The following is a 16,660-nucleotide window of genomic DNA, read 5'->3' as shown; positions in this document are numbered from 1 at the left end:
TCCGTCCCCTCCACCATCACCAACCACTCATCCAGGAACCACCTGTGAACACTCCCTTCGACGAATCGCTCGCCCTGCGCACCCAGGCGAACGCCCTGCAGCAGCAGGAAGCGCTGCTTCCCGCCACCGGACCGGCCCAGATTCCCGATGCCGTGCAGGTCGGCGGGCAGATATCCGAACTTGGCACCCTCATCCGGGAACTGGGAGAGGAGTTCTCCGACCGCGCCGCCGATCAGCCGGCGCCCGGCCACGCGATCCGCGCCGCCATGGCGTACGCCGAAGCCATCGGCAGTCTCGGCGAAGCCTCCGCCGCTCTCGGGACGGTCGCTCACCAGCTCGGCTTCCTCGGCCAGACCACCGAAAACCGTCACCTCCCCTGGGCCCGGGAGGGCCGCAAAGACGCGGTCCGGGTGATCGAGTACGCCGTCGAGACGGCCCGCGACGAACTCCGCCACGGCACTCGGACCCTGAACCAGGCCGCCCAGCACCTCTCGCCACCGACCGAGGACCTTCGCCGGCAAGCCGCGCTGAGCCGATCGGCCACCACCGCCACGCCTGTTCCAGCGGACCTGGGCGGCCCCGCACCAGCCCCCGCCGCAGCCGCCGCTCACGCCGACCGGCGCCTGCGATGACGCAGACGCCCTTGTCCGCCGGTCCCGGCCCGCTGGTCGGGAGTCTGTGCAGCGGGTACGGCGGTCTCGACCTGGGGGTGCTGGCCGTGTTCGGCGGCTCCGTCGCCTGGCATGCCGAGACCGAGCCCGGACCGTCCGCGATGCTGTCCCGCCACTGGCCCGGTGTGCCGAACCTGGGCGACATCACGACGGTCAACTGGGCCAACGTTCCGCGGGTGTGTGTCCTGACGGCAGGTTTTCCCTGTCAAAGACGTCTCGGTCGCCGGCCGCCGCGCCGGGCTCAACCCCGAAACCCGATCCGGCCTTTGGCTGCACGTGGCCCGCGCTGTCGAGGCCCTGCGCCCACACCTCCTGGTGGTCGAGAATGTACGAGGACTGCTCACCTCCCCCGCCGTCGCCGCCTCCGCTGGCGACGTGGAACGCTGCCCGTGGTGTCTGGGAGACGACCCAACTCAACGTGATCTTCGGGCACTTGGCGCCGTACTCGGCACCCTGGCCCAGCTCCGGTACGACGCGAAGTGGCTCGTGCTTCGTGCCTCCGACGTCGGCGCACCCCATCACCGGGCTCGGGTCTTCCTCACCGCGTGGCCCAGCGGCGATGCCGGGCACCCTGTTGCCAACTCCCCGGACCTCGGACACCAATGGTCCAGGTCTGCACGGCGAGGGCGGTTTGGACCTGCGGACGGCGGTGACGCTCCTGCCAACACCGAAGGCGAGCGATGGCACCAAGGGCTCACCGAATCAGCGGCACGGTGGTGGGGACCTGACCCTGCCCTCGGCAGCGGCTTCACTGCGGCCCTCCTCACCCCGGAACCCGGCCTCGTGCTCCCCCCGGCGCCGAGCCGCACCGACCCCGGCGGCGGTAGCGCTGGCACTGTGGACGGAGACGCCGCTGGACGGCACGACCCCGGACGGTGGGGACCCTACGCCGCAGCTGTCGCTCGATGGGAGACGCTCACCCGCCCGGCGCCGGCGGCCACCGACGAGGGCGGCAAGCTCCGGGCGGAGTTCGTCGAGTGGATGCAAGGGCTTCCGCCGGGCTGGGTGACCGCCACCCCCGGCCTCGGCCGCCCCGCCCAGCTCACCGCCCTCGGTAACGGCGTCGTACCCCAACAGGCTTCCAAGGCAATTGAGTTGCTGACACCGCCCTTTCCGCGTTGTGCGTGCTGCCGTACCGGCTGAGGGGGGCTTCTACCTCCTTCTCCCGGCCGTACCAAATCCCGGAATCCGTGGACTCTTCTCCCCGCAGCCGCGCCGAATCGAGGGCGCTGTCATGCCTACGCATGCCCCGGTCCGGCGCGGCCGCGCGGCGCCGGCCCGTACGACCGAAGGACGTTTCTCCTTGAGCACCACCACCGACCGCGGCCCAACCCAGGACAGCAGCAGTTACGGCGCTGTCCTGCGTGCGCCGCACGTCGCCCGCCTGCTGGGCGGCACCCTGATCGGCCGCCTGCCCACCGGCATGGCGCCGATCGCGATCCTGCTGCTGGTGCGCGCCGAGCACGGCCCGCTCGCCCTGGCCGGAGCCCTCGGCGCCCTGTACGGCCTCGCCTCCGCACTCGGGCAGCCACTGCTCGGGCGCCTGGTCGACCGCCACGGCCAGACCCGGGTCCTCGTCGCCGCCACGGCCACGGCGAGCACGGCGTTCCTACTGCTGCCGTGCACCGGTCCGGCGCGCCACCCGGTGGTCGCCGCGCTCACCGTGCTGCTAGCGGGGCTTTCGACGCCGCCGCTGGAGGCGGGTCTTCGCGCGCTGTGGCCGGTGCTGCTGCCGGACGCCGGGCGCCAGCGCAGCGCGCTCTCGCTGGACAGCAGCACCCAGGGCCTGGTGTTCGTCGCAGGCCCGCTGCTGGCCGCTGGCTTCGCGGCCGGAGCCGGGGCGACCACCGCACTTGTGGCGACCGCGGCGCTCGGACTGCTCGGCACCGGTCTGGTCGTCACCGCCCGCCCCTCCCGTACCTGGCTGCCTGCGGAGTCAGTCGAGGCCATGCACTGGGCAGGTCCGCTGCGGGTACCGGGACTTCGGGTGCTGTTCGCCGCGCTGATCGGCACCGGTGTCGCACTCGGCGCCGTCAACGTCCTGGCGCTGGCCGCCGCCGAACGTCACCACGCCGGGTGGCTGGCCGGGGTGATGCCGGCCGCACTGTCCATCGGCAGCATGCTCGGCGGCCTCGCCTACGGCCGCCACGCCTGGCCCGGCGCCCCCGCCCGGCACCTGGTCGCCGCCTCGATCGGCTTCGCCGCCGGGTGGCTGCCGCTACTGCCCGACCCCGCGCCCGCCGTCGCCGTCCTCGGCACCGTACTGCCCGGCACCTTCCTCGCGCCGCTGCTGACGGCCGCGTTCCTCACCGTCGACCGCCTCGCCCCCGAGGGCGAATCGACCGAGGCGTTCGCCTGGCTGATCGCCTGCATCGGCATCGGCCAAGCCGCCGGCACCGCCCTGGCCTCCCTCGCCGACCCGGCCGGCCCGCTGCTCGTCGCCACCGTCCCGCTCGCCGGAGCCGCCTTCGCGCTGTGGCTGCTGCGCCGCTTCAACGACCTCCTCTCCTCCTGACCACCCCGCTCCCCGAAGGACACCGCCGTGAACACCACCCTCTTCGCCGCCGCAACTCTCGCCACCCGCATCCACGTGGTCTGGGACTGGAACGGAACGGTCAAGGACGACTTGTCCGACCACGTCGACGCGCTCAACGCGACCCTGCCCACCCTCGGCGGCGAGCCGGTCGACCAGGAGACCTACCGGGCCAAGCACACCGTGCCGATCCCCAACTTCTACGCCCGCCTGCTCGGCCGCGCCATCACCGAGCAGGAGTGGATCTCCAGCGACAGCGCCTTCCTGGAGCACCTGCGCGCCCAGCCGGTTCGGGTGCGCGAGGGCGCCGTCGAGCTGATGGCCGCGCTGCGCGAGGCCGGCCACACACAGTCGCTGCTGTCGCTGTGCCCGCATGACACCCTCGTGCGCGAGGTCGAGCAGGCCGACATCGGGCACTTCTTCGCCCGGGTCGAGGGCCGCACCGGGCCCTCCGGCGGCACCAAGGCCGCCCCTCTCACGGCCCACATCGAAGCCCTCGGCCTCACCGGCCAGGCATACCGGGTACTGCTGATCGGCGATGCCGTCGACGACGCGGATGCCGCGCACGCCAACAGCGCGACCGCGGTGCTGCACACCGGCGGGCTGCACCACCCCGCCAAGCTCGCCGCCTCCGGCCACCCGCTCACCGCAACCCTCGCCGACGCCGTCGCCCTCGGCCTGCGCCTGATCCACGACCGCCGTGCCCAACTGGCCTGTGCCTAGCGCAAATCGGCAGCGAGACCAGGCCGCCGATCCTGCGGACCATCTCCCCCAACGACCGCTTCACCGGAGCCCGCCGTGACCAGAAGAAGACCCGCCACGCCCGCCCTCCTGTCCGCCCGAACCACCTGGATGTGCCATGTCCAAGACCCACCCGATACCGGGCTCTCCCGAGCCCGAGCCGATCCGCATCCCCGACGAAGACCTCGACGACCTCGTCAGCGCCCTGAACCGCACCATGGCCGAGGTCCGCCAGCACGGCGTCATCCTCGACCGCCTCGGCTCCCAAGCCGACGACGAACCGAGGTCCGGCCCAACCACGCCGGACCCCGGGGCCGGAGATGAACCCGCCAGCGCCCCACCGCTGTTCATCCTCGCCATGGGCGGCACGGAGTACGCCGCCGAACTGGCCGAGCTCTCAGCCTGGGTCACCCACCTCCTGCTGCCCTTCTACGGCCGGGAGATCGGTTCCACCCGCCCCTGGTGCGCGAAGTGGCACGAACACCCGGAGGCCGTCGCCCGTCTCCACGCGCTGTGGCTCGCCTGGCAACAGCTGACCGCCGCCGAGGCCGGCCCGAGCGGTCCCTCGACCTGGCACCGCGACCACCTCGACCACGCCCTGCTCCAGCTCCGCGCACCGGACGGCCCGTTCGCCGCGTGCACCACCAGTCCGTCCCGGCCGGCCCACCGCGTCCTGACCGCCCCCGACCAGCTGGGACTCGCCGCATGAACACCCTCGACTTCCGCCTCGACGGCCTCAAGCCCGCCGACGAGTCCCTGGGCCAGGCATACAACTACCCCTGGGAGAAAGACTTTCAGCTCATCTCCCAGCACGACGTGGGCGAGCGCAGCTTCATCATCGCCTTCGACAAGACGGCGACCTGGGACTACCCCAACAAGGCCAACATCGTCTCCTTCGACGCCGACCGCGACAGCAGCCAAGGCACGTTCAACATGCACCGGGAACGGCACGCCACCTTCGCATTCGCACAGAACTGGCTCGTCAACCGCGGCTGCCCGCCGGACACGCTCGCACCAGTCCTCGGCGGCCCCAACCCCGCCGACGAGCTGTCCGTCCGGGTCGAGGACCGCATCCGGCGCTCGGGCGAGCGCCTGGAGGTCGCCGGCTACCAGGTCATCGACGGGGCCGAGACCGAGGGCTGGAGCATCGCCGTCGACAGCGAGGCCAAGGAACTGCCCGTCCGCCTGTTCATCGAGACGCTTCAGCCCGAACAGTGGACCTACACGGTGCGCGAGGGAGGCTTCCCGGACCACGCCGCCGCCGACGAGTGGCTGAAGAAGCGCTCCACCCCTCTGCCCGAGCCGCCCGAGTACCGCCGCGACACCCTGCGCACCCGCGCCGCCCTCGCCCGCAGCACCACCTCACCGGCCAACGCCGCCGCCGTGCTGGCGTCCACACCCGCAGCCGCCGCCGTCGCGCAGCCCGATCGGGGGCGGTCGCTGTGAGCCGCGCCAAGTTCGCCTTCTCCGCCCACCCCGACGCCCTCACCGACCTGCGCCAACTCCCCGACGCCATCCGCGACCAGGCCCTGCTGCACCTGCAGGACCTCGTCCGCGGCGAACGCGTCGCCACGCGCCTGGAAGGCCGGCTGGAGGGCTGCCACAAGATCTACCTCGGCGTCGGCGACCAGTGGGCCAGCCACCGCCTGGTCGTGCAGTTCCGCGACGCCCCGGCGAGTTCCCAGCACCGGCGCGAGGTCCACCTCGTCGCCGCCGGCCCCCGCGCCGACTACCAGGTCTACCGCTCCGCACAGAACCGCCTGGGCCGCACCGGACTCAACCTGCCGCCCGGCCTCAGCCCGGCCGAGGAAGCCCGCGTCCGCGCCGCCCGCGCCAGGTCCGTACGCCCCGCGCCGGTGGCCACCGCCGGCCCCGCCTACACCACCGCCTCCCCCGGCTTCGCCACCGGCGCCGCGGCCCGAAAGGCCCGCTAATGACCACCCCCACGCACACCGACCTCGCCGCATGGCTCGCCGAAGCCGCCCAAGCCGTCTCCGGCATCGTCACCGCCCAACACGCCACCGCGCCCTCGCGCTCCCACCTCCACCCCGTCCTCGGGCCGCTCACCGCCGGGCCGCAGGTGATCACCGCTCTCGCCGGGCGGACGGAGGACCTGCTGGACGCCAGGCTGCCGACAACCCCCGCCACCCTGTTCACCGTCGCGTCCTACGCCTCCGCCCTGGGCTGGCTGAGCGAGTCGCTCGCCGAACTCACCCAGTCCGTCGACCTCCTGGTCGCCGAGTCCGGCCCGCCGGCCGACGCCACGGCCACCGACGAGGCCCTGGACCTGTCGAACTACGCCCCGCAGGACCGGCAGGCCATCACCGCCCTCGCCGCCGAGGCCGCCCTCCCGCCCGGCCTCTACCTGCAGACCCTCAGCCGGGCCCTGCTCGCCTCCACGAAGTTCACCGAAGCGTGCACGGAGATCATCGGCGCCCTGACCGAGGACGCCCAGCGTCTCCTGGACGAGTCAGTCAGCGTCGTGCGCCTCGGCGGCGACGGTCCCGACAGCCTGCCCACCCTGGTCCGCTCCCTCCTCGCCCGGATGGAAACAGCCTGGTGAACCCGCACGACCCCCTGGTGCACCCCGACGCCCACCTCGTCTACGAACGCCTCGGCGCCCACAACCCGTGGGACCTGCGCGCCGGCCACCCCGGCTCGGACCCTCTCGGTCGCCTTGCCGTCATGATCGCCTCCTCGGCCCGCGAGGTCGATCAGCTCCACCAGGATGAGCCGCACCACCTGCCCGGCACACCAGCGTCCGTCCTCTCCGACGCGGCTGGCAGCCCGACCAGGGACCGAAGGGCTTCCACGACCAGATCGCGCCGGACGCCACCGCCCGCTACCGGCACCGCGTCGGCCACCAGATGGCCTACGCGGAGGTCGCCGGCCTGGAGCATGCTCGCTGGCAAATCACAACACCGTTCGCCGCGTGCAGACTTCACGATCGGCGTGCCGTTCTAACCGCTCCTGCGCGCGCCTCGCCTTCAGCTTCCCCGAGCCCGTAGAACGGCCCCTCGGCGCCATCCCGGCCCGCCACCTGCCCCATGTCACCACCCGCCGCGCACCCGGCCCGCCATCCGTGCGTCCGCCCGCCGCAGGGCCCACCCGCCCCTGCCGCTGCGGTGCCGGCGCCCGGCGGATCGCGTCGGCACTGACCCCCACGAAGGAATCCCCATGCCGTACACCCCCGAGAAGCCCCGCGAGTACCGCGTCCAGCCGCGCTACCTCGCTGGGTCGGAGGCCGACGCCACCGATGCCGTCACCCCGCTGATCCGGGCCGGGTGGGCTGCCAGCAACGACGAGCTGGGCAACGCCTACGTCACCGCACCGGACCTGACGGCCCGCCTGGCGTTCCTGCCCGAGGGCCCGGACTCGACGCTCTGGAAGATCAGTGCGGGTCCGGAGGCGACCGCGGTGCCCAGGTGGCTGGTCACCTTCGACGACCGGGTGCCCTACGAGATCGTCCAGGACTTCACCACCGCCCTCGCCGACGCCTACACCCAGGGCCCCGACGCCTACCTCGGCCCCGGCAAGCCCGCCCCACGCCGGGTGGCCGGGCAGTGGGCGGAACCCATCGTCGTCCAGAGCCCCGACCAGCTCGTCACGCGGTCGACGCGCCCCGGCTTCCTGCCGCACGCCGAGGAGATCGACGACACCAGCGCACGGTGGCTCTTCGAATCGGGCCCGCCCGAGCGCCGCTGGTACGCCACCGCCTCCTCGCACGTGCCCGCACCCCTGCTGGAGACGCTCACCACCGCCGCCTTCGACCCGTCCCCGGTGCACCGGTACCTGCGCCGCGATCAGGTCGCGCGCCTGACCGCGGACTCTATCGCGACGCCCACAGTGCCGAGCCCACTGGAGGTGGCGCGCGTGCGGGCCGCCACCTCCCGCTCCGTCACCGCGACCCGCGCCCCGGCCGCCGCGCTCGCCTACACCACCTCAGCCCCGCCGCCCGCGCCCCTTCGGGTCGCCCTCGCCAGCCCCTCCCGCTGACCACCTCACCAACGCCTCGGAGGCCACCGTGTCCGACGCCACCGCCCTCGACCACGCGGACGCCATGATCGAGCAAGCCTGGGGACGGCCGATCACCGAACTGGAGAAGGCCGCGCCCCGCCTGCCCGTCGAGGACGCGATGCTGCGCGCGGCCATGCACCACCGCTCCCACCTCGTCGTCGTGTCCAACTCCATCGCCGCGCACCAGGACCGGCTGCACACCCTGACCCGGCCCGGTCACGTCCCCGCCTTCTACGACCTCGACCGGATCACCGCCTCGGCGAGCGCCCTGCGCACGGCCTACGCCGAGATCAACACGGCCGTCCAGATGATCCGCCACGTCATCGACGCCCGCGAACTCGCGCTCACCACCGAGGGCGACCCCGACGCCGAGCGCGTGCGCGCCGCGACCGCCCGCAGCTCGCGGGTACCCCACCCCCTCGGGGTTCCCGCCGACCAGCCCGCCCCTCCGGCGACTGCCTCTGTGGCCCAGACGGTAACGAACAGGCTTTAGCTGCAGGTCAGTTCGCCTCCGGATCGTGGCGGGCGCCCGGGTCGGTGGCGCCCACCACGAGGGCCAGCTCCTCCACGGTCAGCTCCACCCGCCGACCGTCCGCCAGCCGCGCCTGCACCGCATCATTCTGCCGCCGCTTGGCGCGGCTCGTCGTGGCGACGGCCCACTGGCCCTCGCCGATAGCCGTGACGTCACCCAACGTCCACGCCCGCCCCGCGCTGCGGATCTTGCGCTCCAGCGCCGCCATGTCCCGGCCTTTGCCCGCCACCATCGCCTTCATCCCCCTCGTGATCTCGTACGGCGTAGCGCCGTAACCCTGCTTCAGCACCCGGGCACCCCGATCCATTCCCGCCCAGTTCGCCCACGGTGTGACTTCGACGGATAGTTTGCGACGGTCTGTTGTCTGCGACACGGGGATTCGAGTTGTAGTTTGCGAGCCGTCCCGAGGGTTACTTTGCGAGGTTCGCGGATTCAAAGCGGTGTGATGCGTAGTTGCAGTCCTCGGAGAGCCAGAGTGACCTGAGCGCTGGGGCGGACTGACTGGTCGGTGAGGGGGCTCAGGTTCCATCGGCTGTTGATTACTGCAAGGGCTGCTGCGGCAGCGTTCACGGCCAGGCGGTCGCCGATGCATTTCCGAGCGCCGGTGCCGAAGGGGAGATAGGTGGTCCGGTCGGGTTCGACCCCGCGCCAGCGGTCCGGGTCGAACGCGTCGGGCCGCGGGTGGAGGTCCGACCGACGGTGGAGGAGATAGAGTCATCCGTACGTCCGGCGAACAGCGCCTTTCCGGGTTCATGCCGCGGCAGACCGCCCACGCGGAGCTCTACTTCACCCCGGTCCCTTGGCCGGCGTTCGATCGCGAGAGCTTCGATGCCGCGCTGCAGTGGTACCGCACCCGCGAAAAGCGCTACGGGCTGTGAGCCATGAAGCTAAGTCCATTCTGGATTTCGGCAGAGGAGACAGCGCACTCACAGACCGCAAGGGGGTCGGCCGCGTGGTCGGCCAGAAGCGGCAGGAGGACGGAATGGGGGTCTAGCCAAGATGCCCGCAAAAGGGGCCATGACGTGATCTTGGGGGGGGGTGAAGCACCCGGTCGGAGTCGCCTCAGTCGGCTTGGAGGGCGGCGAAGTCGGCGTGGGCCTGCTCGACGGCTTCGGGGTATGTCTGGCGCTTCTCGTACTCGGCCAGCGCTCGGTAGATGCTGGCCAGGCCGGGGTTCTGGCCCTTGCGCTTGCCGGTGGGGATGATCAGGTCGGGGCGGATCTGCTCGACGGACTCGCCCGCCGCCCGGCGCCGCAGCACGGTGTACAGCATGTCGTCGATGATGACGGGCGGCCGGCCGGCCGTGCTTGCCCTTGCGGGCGGCGGCGTCGAGCCCCTTCCGAGGGTGGCCTCGCGGATGCTCTCGCGCTCGATCTCGGCCATGGGCGGCGAAGAACCCGAAGAGCATTCGGCCAGGCCCGCTGGGGTCGTAGATGCCGGGCAGCGGGCCAGCCAGCATCTCCAGGACCAGGCCGTGCGCTGTCAGGTGGTCGGCCAGCGCGGTGAGCTCGGCGGCGTCGCGGCCAAGCCGCTTCATCTCGTACACGGTGAACAGCACCCGGCAGTGCGGGGCGTGGGCCTTGATCTCGCGCGCGGGGGTGAAGGCGGCCTCGACTTGGGGGCGGACCCGGATTCGGGTGCTGATCTTCTCGGAGCAGATCTTGTCACGCGGGATGCCGTGCGTGCTGAGCGCGTCCAGCTGCAACTGCAGTTCCTGGGTGAGGTGTCTGCAGCTGGCGTACCCGATGCGGATGTCGGCGCCGGGGTGTCCGTCTCGGGCGCGGCCGGCGGCGGGGTGTCGGGTCGCCAAGGTTGGCCGGGGCCGCGGTCGGCAGGGGTGGGCGCCCGTAGCAGCTTGGCGAGTCGGGCGACCTTCTTGAAGCGGCCGGTGTGGTGGATCCCGGCGACCGCGCCCGAGCGCGATCGGCAGGGTGAGCCGGGCTGGACGCCGCAGCGCGGGTAGTCGTGGCGCTCGACATCGTCGACGTCGCTGTCGATGGTGTCCTGAGGGTCCGTCACGCCAGAAAACCTCTCACAAACCATTCCCGGAACAGGGGTCGCCGCCACTTGAGTGAGAACGGGTTGCGAGAACCGATCGGGCATCCGGGCCGACCTCGGCGGCTTTTTCCGATCTCGCTCCCGGAAAGGACCATTTATGAGACTACTGCACGTGCGGCTGCGCACTCCGCCTACGGCGGAGGGCGGGATCATCGGTGATTGCAGGCGAATGTAGCCATCCGGTAGCAGCAGCCGCCTGTGGACCGATGCCGTGCTTGCATGCACCTGCCTGCGCGCCCTCCTGCCCACGTCGAGGTCGCATCATGCTGGGGCGGACGAAAAGCCGAGCCTGCCGAAAGGAGCTTCCGTGGCACAGCCACCGCGTGGCGGCTCGACGATCTTGTCTCAGACCGCTGCCATGGTGGCGCCATCGATCCGCTCCCGGATAGACGGCCTGCCGGAGCAGATACGTCACCTCGCCGGCCTGCACTTCGGCTGGTGAAATGACGACGGTGCGGCGCTCGGCACCCCGCCGGCCTCCAAGTACCTCCGCCCGGCGCTGGCGCTGCTTGCCTGGCAGGCTGTTGGCGGGGGGCCAGGGGCCGCCGCCACGGAGTCGGTGGCGGTGGCGGTGGCGGTCGAGCTGGTCCACAACGCCAGCCTGCTGCACGACGACATCATCGACCACGACGCGGTGCGCCGGGGTCGGCCGGCGCTGTGGGCGGTCAAGGGCACACCCGCCGCGATCCTGGCCGGTGACGCACTGTTCTTCGCCGCGGTCCAGGCCCTCACCGAAGCTTCCGCGGCCGATCGCACGGTTCCGGTCCTGCTGGCCGCGGTGCAGACACTGATCGAAGGTGAGTACCTCGATGTCCTGTTGGAGGCAGATACCAGTGTCGTTGAGGACCAGGTGCTGGCCGTCGTGGCGGGCAAGACAGGGGAACTGCTGGCCTGCGCGTGCGAGCTCGGCGCGATCACCGGCGGCGCCGATCCCGAACGTGCCAGTCACCTAAGGGCTTTCGGATGGCACATGGGCATCGCACTCCAGTGCACCGACGACCTGCTCGGCATCTGGGGCGAGCAGGCCGCGACCGGCAAGCCCGCCCTGTCCGACCTGCGCCGGCGCAAGGTGTCGCTGCCGGTGGCCACCGCCATAGCGGGCCGTACACCGCAGGCTGAGGCGCTACGCGCCCTCTACCGCCACGACGGTCCACTCAGCGACGACGACTGCCAGCACGCCAAAACCCTGATCGAACAGACCGGAGCCAGACTGGCCACTGCCCGTCGGGGCCGCCGCCACGGCGCCGACGCCCTCCACCACCTTGCCCGAGCCCGACCCACCGCCGTGCCAGGAGCCGAACTGGCCGAACTCGTCAGCCTGGTCACCGGCCTCGACCGCTGACCAGCGGCCTCCCCCGTGTCTGTTCAAGCCCCATCCCACCGGGAGTGCGACAGGTGATCACCTCGATCGAGCAAGCCGCCGAATTCTTCTACGCCCCCGTCCGCTGGGGCCTCAGCCCCGATGCCGAGGCTGCCGACACGCACACCCTGGCCTGGGTGCAAGAGACAGGGCTCGTCCGTAGCAACGAGAACGCCCAGGTCTTCGCCACCTGGCACATCGGCTCCTCTGTTGCGGCCGGCTATCCCCGTGCAAGGGGCGAGGCCCTGAACCTCTTGTCCGACTGGGCCGCGTGGGCCCTGACTCTCGACGACATCTTCAACCGGTACACCGGGGACGTCGCGTTCGTCGCCACCATCCTGGACGACTGCCTCCGGGTCCTGCACAGCGACCCCGCCGGTTCCGTCCCCCACCCCCTACGGGGAGCGAACCGGGCGTTGTGGGACCTGTTGTCCCGGGCCGCGGCCGTAATGTCCGACGAATGGATGTTCCGCTTCCGCAGCAGCGTCGGCCGGTACTTCCAAGGGCTCCTCGGCAAACACCGCCTGGCCCGGATCCCTCGGCAAGTCGACCCGGTGACCGCGCTGGCAGTCCGGACCGACGACATCGGCATGCATATGTCCGCCGACCTGATCGAGTACTTCGAAGGCTTCGAGCTGCCGATGGTCGTCACGACCCTCTACGGCTTCTCCCGCATCCGCACACTGCTGAGCGAACTCGTCGTGCTCCAGAACGATGTCTTCTCCCTCCAGCGAGACCGCCTGGCCGGCGACTCCGATAGCGCCTTCAACGTCGTCACGGCCCTGGCCCACCACCACAACCAAGGCACGGAGCACGCCCTCCTCGAAACCCGGGCGCTCTACCGAACCCGGCTCACGGCCCTGGAGAGCGCCAGCGGCCAGTTCCTGGACGAGTGCCACACCATCGGACTCGACAGCAACTCTTGCGGGAAGGCCGAGCTGTACACGGTCAACCTCCGCGACCTGGTCACCGGCACCTTCCACGCCCACCTCCAGGTAGCAGCCCGCGGCTACCTGGATCACCCACCAACCGTCCCGACCGTCTCCGAACTGCTCCCCGACTACCAAGGCTGTGAGCTCCGTCCCGTCCGCACCCCGTGACGGCCATCGGTTAGCGCTGTGCGCTTGTGGGAGCCAGCAGGCTGGTCACCTTGGGGATCGCCTCCGGCGAGGGCCTGCCCGGCCCACCTGGCCGTAGCCACGCGGTGCCGGCTGGCCGAATTCGCAGACAGACGGCTTCGGCCAGCCCGGATGCGCGTGCCGCCACTGCTTGGGCTCGATCCAGTACCGGCAGGTCAGGCCACTGGCACCAGGGTCGACTTGGTCCTGCGGGTCGAGCTTGCTGAAGTCGACGTTCAGGCGCTGCTCGTACGCTTCCGGGGGCAGGTCGAGTTCGTGGGTGGAGTACTCGCCGAACCGCATGATCTTCTCGGTCGGGTAAGGCGAGACTTCGGCCAGGTCCTCCGGGTCGACCTTCCAGCCCTCGGCCTGCAGTTCGCGTACCGCCTAGGCGATGTCCAGGGTGTTGTGGAAGATCAGGCAGTTGGCCATTAGGGCGTTGAACTTCGCCGCGTTCTGGCCGCCGAGGAGTACTGGGAACAGGACGCCCGCATCACTGCGGACCTCCCGGCCGGCACCCGAGGCGTCATCACCCTGGTGCGCCGCTACCCCACTCCCTGGCCCTACGCCGTGGCCTTCGACCGCGGCCCGGAGTGCGGCGTGCGCGACCTCCGGATCACCCGCTGCGGCGACCCGGCCCCCGTCCCGGACGAGCCCCTCGTCCGGGACGGCCTCGACGTGCTGCTGAACCCCCACCGGCAGCCCCGCCGCCGGCGCCGGTGACACCCTGGTCCGGCCCCGTTCACCGCCACGGGGCTGGGCTGGTGCTGTTCCTCGCCGTCGTCCGGGTGCCGCCGTCCTGGCGTCCTTGTCCGCGGTCGGGGCCGTACCGGGTTCTGCCCGGCGGCCGTGTTGCTGCGGCGTTGGCGTCAGACCGTGGTCGACGCCAGGGCGCGGGATCGTCCCGCTGCGCGCTGGCGGTCGTTCGGGCCGGTCTCGGCATCCGAGCTCCGCGGCGGTGGCCGTCGCGGGTTTTGTGGTCCGGTGGCGGGTGGTTGCGGTGCGGTGGTTGCGGTGTGGGGGTGACCGTGGGTGGGTTGGGTCGTTAGGCCGATCATGACGATGTCTGCAAAAACGACGGTCGCGGGTGGGCTGGCCGCGCTCTGCCTGCTGGCTCTTGCCCCAACTCCTGCTCAGGCGGTGTCCGTGAGGGAGGCGCCGGAGCGGTGGTGTCATCGCATGCTGGCGGAGTACAAGGACCAGGGCGGCCACCTGGGCAAGGCGACGTTCGACATGTGTGTGGAGACCGACGGCTCCCGGATGCGCCTGTCCTTCGCGGACGTGAAGTGCCAGCGCAGAGTCGGCACCTGGTCGGACTACAACGCGACGTGCGGGATCGAGTACGTCGACCGGTGGGAGGCGACGAGGAACGGCGAGAAGGCCTTCAAGGTCGCGGAGAGGAACGTTCCCTACCCGGGTCCCGGCACCTACGAGATGTGGGTCACCATCAAGGTCTCGGCGACCAAGCACGAGCCGGGCGGCTGGATCTCCAGGACGGACTTCACGGCCATGGCCCAGCAGCACGCGGGCGACAACCACAGCCTCAAGAAGACCTTCCACACCGAAAGCCACGACTGACCGGTCAGGACTGAGGAGCCCCCCGGCCGCCCACGCCGTGTCCGGCGTGGGCGGCCCTTGCCTGTCCGCAGCGGGCCGCTGGTTGGGGCCGGCCTTCTCCTGGTGGTGGTGCTCGGCGCTCTGGTGGTGGGTGCGACGCGGGGCCGTTTTGCGGGTCTGACCAGGTGTCATGTGGCCGGGGAGGGCCTGGGGTGGGCGTGTTGCGGTGTCGTGTTGCACCCGCCGCGCCGGTCCGCCGGCCTCGACGCCTCCCCGGTTGTCGGGGAACCCGTGGGACTTCCTACAGCCACCGCCCCCGGCCGGCCACACCGGCCGTCCCTGACCGGAGCGAGCACTGCGCCCGCTGACCACTGTCCTGCCACTCGGGGCACCCGTGAGCGAGACCGTCTGCATCCAGCTGCTGCGCTACGGACCGGCCCGCACCGCCTGCACGTGGTGCGGCGCGCCCCGACGCCGGCGCACCCACCTGGTCACCGGACCGGGAGTCGACATCTGCTCCACCTGCGTCGAACCGGTCACCGTGATCACGAAACAGGACGGCTACCGGCCCCCGGACCGGTGACCGCCGGCCGCGTGACGGAACCCGTGTCCGGTGTTCTGGCAGGCCTGACCCCGCCCTCGGCCGCGCCGGATGGTCCTGTCACGGGCGGGAGGTGACGGAACCATGGCGGCCGTGCTGGGGCCGCTGTTCGCCGTCGTGTCGGTGTCTCGCGCGTGGCTTGAGGGGGTGGGGTCTTGGTGTCGTGGGGTGGCTCGCGTGTGGCACGGAGGTAGGGGCCCGAGGTCTCGGCGGGTCGCCGTCCGCGAGCTGCTCGCCGGCGCCCGTACCCCGCGTCCGGAGGTCCTGCCGCAGCCGGCACGACCCGCCGGCCCTTCATGCCGCCCCGCAAGCCCCGGGCGTGTTCAGAGGGACCATTGGATGATCATGTGGCCGACGGTGTCCGATGTTGAGGGGGAGGAGAGGGTGGGGGGCCCGGTCGGAATGTTCTTGTTGAGTCCCGCGCCGTTGCCGCCGGCCGCTTCCTCGGGTGGCAGGATGCCGCCGAGGGTGAACGGTCGGCCTCCCGCGCCGCCGAGGCAGTAGTCGCCCGAACCCAGGGTGCACCCGACGCCGCCGAAGGCCGGCTGGCCGTTGCCGCCGGCCCGGAGGTAGCCGCCTCCGCCGGCCGCCGTGTCGCCGGGGACGGTTCCGGTGCCGCCCGCGCCCCCGAGCGCGAGGCCGTTGGCGTCCGGGACGCGACCTCCGCCTCCGCCGCCGGCGGAGGTCAGGACCGCTGTGTCGGCGGAGAGCGTCGTGGCACCGCCGGGCGCACCGTCCGTGCCGGTCGCCCCGCTGGTGCCCGCAGCGCCCCCGGTGCCGATGGTGATGGTGAGCTGCTGGAGGGGCTTCACGGTCACCGCGGCGTGTACGTAGCCGCCCGCGCCTCCTCCGCTGCCCGGCCCGTAGGCACCGGTCGATGCGCCTGCTCCGCCGCCGCCCGCTCCCCAGGCGTCGACCACAAGACCGGTGACGCCGGCGGAGACGGTGAAGGTCGTGCTCGCGTCGAATTCGCGTACGCCCGTCGTGGCGTGCGCGGAGCCCGTCTGGGCGGCGACGGTGCCGCAGGCCAGGACCAGGACGGTCGCGCAGGCGGCGCGGCGTCCACGGCGGTGAGGGATCAAGGTGTGGGGCATGAACGGCTTCTCCTCGCAACACGGCTGGCACAGCGGCCGGCTCGCGGCGGCGACCGGGACCGGTGCGGGCGGCGGGTGCCGCCGTCAGAATCGTCACGGACCAGGGAAGTTCGTGCTCCTCCTATGGGCCGGATGCACCATTTACCGCATCGCCGGAGCTGAGATCGGACACCTTCCGCCCCGCTCGTGACCAACCCGCTCCACCCGGGCCTGTAGGGGCCCAAAAGGCCTTGGCCGGCCGCCGTCCGCGAGCTGCTCGCCGGCGCCCGTGCCCCGCGCCCGGCTTGTTCCCTTGACCCCGACCAGGGCCGAGGTAAGGGAACAAGCCGACCCGCGCCGCCGGGACGACGAGGCGACCCGACCGCGTGTCCGCCGCGT

20 protein-coding genes and 4 pseudogenes are annotated in these 16,660 nt (G+C 71.7%); 18 read left to right on the top strand and 6 right to left on the bottom strand.

Annotation, left to right across the window (positions count from 1 at the left end; genetic code table 11):
* Positions 1-44 precede the first annotated feature (44 nt).
* The 11 genes and pseudogenes from ACIP4P_RS03005 to ACIP4P_RS02955 all read left to right on the top strand — a co-directional run bounded on the left by ACIP4P_RS03005 (position 45) and on the right by ACIP4P_RS02955 (position 8,455).
* Positions 45-632, top strand: a complete 588-nt coding sequence (locus ACIP4P_RS03005; protein WP_400914085.1) for a hypothetical protein — start codon at positions 45-47, stop codon at positions 630-632.
* A pseudogene (locus ACIP4P_RS03000) lies at positions 629-820 on the top strand (DNA methyltransferase); the annotation flags it as partial. The gene ACIP4P_RS03005 and the pseudogene ACIP4P_RS03000, both read left to right, overlap by 4 nt.
* A 121-nt stretch (positions 821-941) precedes the next feature.
* Entirely contained in the window at positions 942-1,814 is an 873-nt protein-coding gene (locus ACIP4P_RS02995) for a DNA cytosine methyltransferase (protein ID WP_400914426.1), read from the top strand.
* A 160-nt stretch (positions 1,815-1,974) separates the two neighbouring features.
* Positions 1,975-3,186, top strand: coding sequence for an MFS transporter (locus tag ACIP4P_RS02990; RefSeq protein ID WP_400914083.1), 1,212 nt, complete (start codon positions 1,975-1,977; stop codon positions 3,184-3,186).
* A 27-nt stretch (positions 3,187-3,213) separates the two neighbouring features.
* The gene (locus tag ACIP4P_RS02985; RefSeq protein ID WP_400914081.1) at positions 3,214-3,927 is read left to right on the top strand and encodes an HAD family hydrolase; all 714 of its coding nucleotides are present in this window, start codon (positions 3,214-3,216) and stop codon (positions 3,925-3,927) included.
* 136 nt (positions 3,928-4,063) lie between these two features.
* Positions 4,064-4,654, top strand: a complete 591-nt coding sequence (locus ACIP4P_RS02980; RefSeq protein WP_400914078.1) for a DUF4913 domain-containing protein — start codon at positions 4,064-4,066, stop codon at positions 4,652-4,654.
* Entirely contained in the window at positions 4,651-5,391 is a 741-nt protein-coding gene (locus tag ACIP4P_RS02975) for a glycosyl hydrolase (RefSeq protein WP_400914076.1), read from the top strand. The genes ACIP4P_RS02980 and ACIP4P_RS02975 overlap by 4 nt, the downstream gene beginning before the upstream one ends.
* The gene (locus ACIP4P_RS02970) at positions 5,388-5,879 is read left to right on the top strand and encodes a hypothetical protein (protein ID WP_400914074.1); all 492 of its coding nucleotides are present in this window, start codon (positions 5,388-5,390) and stop codon (positions 5,877-5,879) included. Before ACIP4P_RS02975 ends, ACIP4P_RS02970 begins: the two co-directional genes overlap by 4 nt.
* The gene (locus tag ACIP4P_RS02965; protein ID WP_400914072.1) at positions 5,879-6,508 is read left to right on the top strand and encodes a hypothetical protein; all 630 of its coding nucleotides are present in this window, start codon (positions 5,879-5,881) and stop codon (positions 6,506-6,508) included. Before ACIP4P_RS02970 ends, ACIP4P_RS02965 begins: the two co-directional genes overlap by 1 nt.
* A 614-nt stretch (positions 6,509-7,122) precedes the next feature.
* Entirely contained in the window at positions 7,123-7,941 is an 819-nt protein-coding gene (locus ACIP4P_RS02960; RefSeq protein ID WP_400914070.1) for a DUF317 domain-containing protein, read from the top strand.
* A gap of 28 nt (positions 7,942-7,969) precedes the next feature.
* Complete coding sequence (locus ACIP4P_RS02955) at positions 7,970-8,455, top strand: hypothetical protein (RefSeq protein ID WP_400914068.1); 486 nt, start codon at positions 7,970-7,972, stop codon at positions 8,453-8,455.
* Positions 8,456-8,462: 7 nt separating this feature from the next.
* On the opposite strand, the gene ACIP4P_RS02950 is transcribed toward ACIP4P_RS02955, so the two are convergent.
* Together ACIP4P_RS02950 and ACIP4P_RS02945 are read right to left on the bottom strand one after the other, a co-directional pair.
* Positions 8,463-8,783 (bottom strand): hypothetical protein, encoded by a 321-nt coding sequence (locus ACIP4P_RS02950; protein ID WP_400914067.1) that lies wholly within the window; start codon positions 8,781-8,783, stop codon positions 8,463-8,465.
* 143 nt (positions 8,784-8,926) lie between these two features.
* Positions 8,927-9,148 (bottom strand): annotated as a pseudogene (locus tag ACIP4P_RS02945) (cytochrome P450); the annotation flags it as partial.
* Here ACIP4P_RS02945 and ACIP4P_RS02940 point away from each other — a divergent pair.
* A complete protein-coding gene (locus tag ACIP4P_RS02940) occupies positions 9,046-9,372 on the top strand; it encodes an undecaprenyl diphosphate synthase family protein (protein WP_400914425.1) in 327 nt (108 codons plus the stop codon). The pseudogene ACIP4P_RS02945 and the gene ACIP4P_RS02940 overlap by 103 nt on opposite strands.
* Positions 9,373-9,556: 184 nt before the next feature.
* Here the strand turns inward: ACIP4P_RS02940 and ACIP4P_RS02935 are convergent, their stop codons facing one another.
* The gene (locus tag ACIP4P_RS02935) at positions 9,557-9,766 is read right to left on the bottom strand and encodes a hypothetical protein (protein WP_400914445.1); all 210 of its coding nucleotides are present in this window, start codon (positions 9,764-9,766) and stop codon (positions 9,557-9,559) included.
* Positions 9,767-9,860: 94 nt separating this feature from the next.
* A pseudogene (locus ACIP4P_RS02930) lies at positions 9,861-10,199 on the bottom strand (recombinase family protein); the annotation flags it as partial.
* Between the two features lie 660 nt (positions 10,200-10,859).
* Between ACIP4P_RS02930 and ACIP4P_RS02925 the strand changes: the two are divergent.
* The 3 genes and pseudogenes from ACIP4P_RS02925 to ACIP4P_RS02915 all read left to right on the top strand — a co-directional run bounded on the left by ACIP4P_RS02925 (position 10,860) and on the right by ACIP4P_RS02915 (position 13,012).
* A complete protein-coding gene (locus ACIP4P_RS02925; protein WP_400914065.1) occupies positions 10,860-10,994 on the top strand; it encodes a hypothetical protein in 135 nt (44 codons plus the stop codon).
* A gap of 45 nt (positions 10,995-11,039) precedes the next feature.
* Positions 11,040-11,894: pseudogene (locus ACIP4P_RS02920) on the top strand (polyprenyl synthetase family protein); the annotation flags it as partial.
* 53 nt (positions 11,895-11,947) lie between these two features.
* On the top strand, positions 11,948-13,012 hold the full coding sequence (locus ACIP4P_RS02915) for a hypothetical protein (RefSeq protein ID WP_400914064.1): 1,065 nt from the start codon (positions 11,948-11,950) through the stop codon (positions 13,010-13,012).
* A 45-nt stretch (positions 13,013-13,057) separates the two neighbouring features.
* Here the strand turns inward: ACIP4P_RS02915 and ACIP4P_RS02910 are convergent, their stop codons facing one another.
* The gene (locus ACIP4P_RS02910; RefSeq protein WP_400914062.1) at positions 13,058-13,333 is read right to left on the bottom strand and encodes a hypothetical protein; all 276 of its coding nucleotides are present in this window, start codon (positions 13,331-13,333) and stop codon (positions 13,058-13,060) included.
* Positions 13,334-13,567: 234 nt separating this feature from the next.
* Here ACIP4P_RS02910 and ACIP4P_RS02905 point away from each other — a divergent pair, with 234 nt between their 5' ends.
* The 3 genes from ACIP4P_RS02905 to ACIP4P_RS02895 all read left to right on the top strand — a co-directional run bounded on the left by ACIP4P_RS02905 (position 13,568) and on the right by ACIP4P_RS02895 (position 15,170).
* On the top strand, positions 13,568-13,753 hold the full coding sequence (locus tag ACIP4P_RS02905) for a hypothetical protein (protein WP_400914060.1): 186 nt from the start codon (positions 13,568-13,570) through the stop codon (positions 13,751-13,753).
* A 456-nt stretch (positions 13,754-14,209) separates the two neighbouring features.
* A complete protein-coding gene (locus tag ACIP4P_RS02900; RefSeq protein ID WP_400914058.1) occupies positions 14,210-14,608 on the top strand; it encodes a hypothetical protein in 399 nt (132 codons plus the stop codon).
* Between the two features lie 373 nt (positions 14,609-14,981).
* Positions 14,982-15,170, top strand: a complete 189-nt coding sequence (locus tag ACIP4P_RS02895; RefSeq protein ID WP_400914055.1) for a ClpX C4-type zinc finger protein — start codon at positions 14,982-14,984, stop codon at positions 15,168-15,170.
* A gap of 341 nt (positions 15,171-15,511) precedes the next feature.
* On the opposite strand, the gene ACIP4P_RS02890 is transcribed toward ACIP4P_RS02895, so the two are convergent.
* Positions 15,512-16,282, bottom strand: coding sequence for a glycine-rich domain-containing protein (locus tag ACIP4P_RS02890; protein WP_400914053.1), 771 nt, complete (start codon positions 16,280-16,282; stop codon positions 15,512-15,514).
* Between the last annotated feature and the right edge of the window lie 378 nt (positions 16,283-16,660).

Source organism: Kitasatospora sp. NPDC089509, from assembly GCF_044749365.1.
Lineage (GTDB): Bacteria > Actinomycetota > Actinomycetes > Streptomycetales > Streptomycetaceae > Kitasatospora.
The sequence above is the reverse complement of the archived record's forward strand: the minus strand, read 5'-3'. Positions and strand labels throughout refer to the sequence as shown.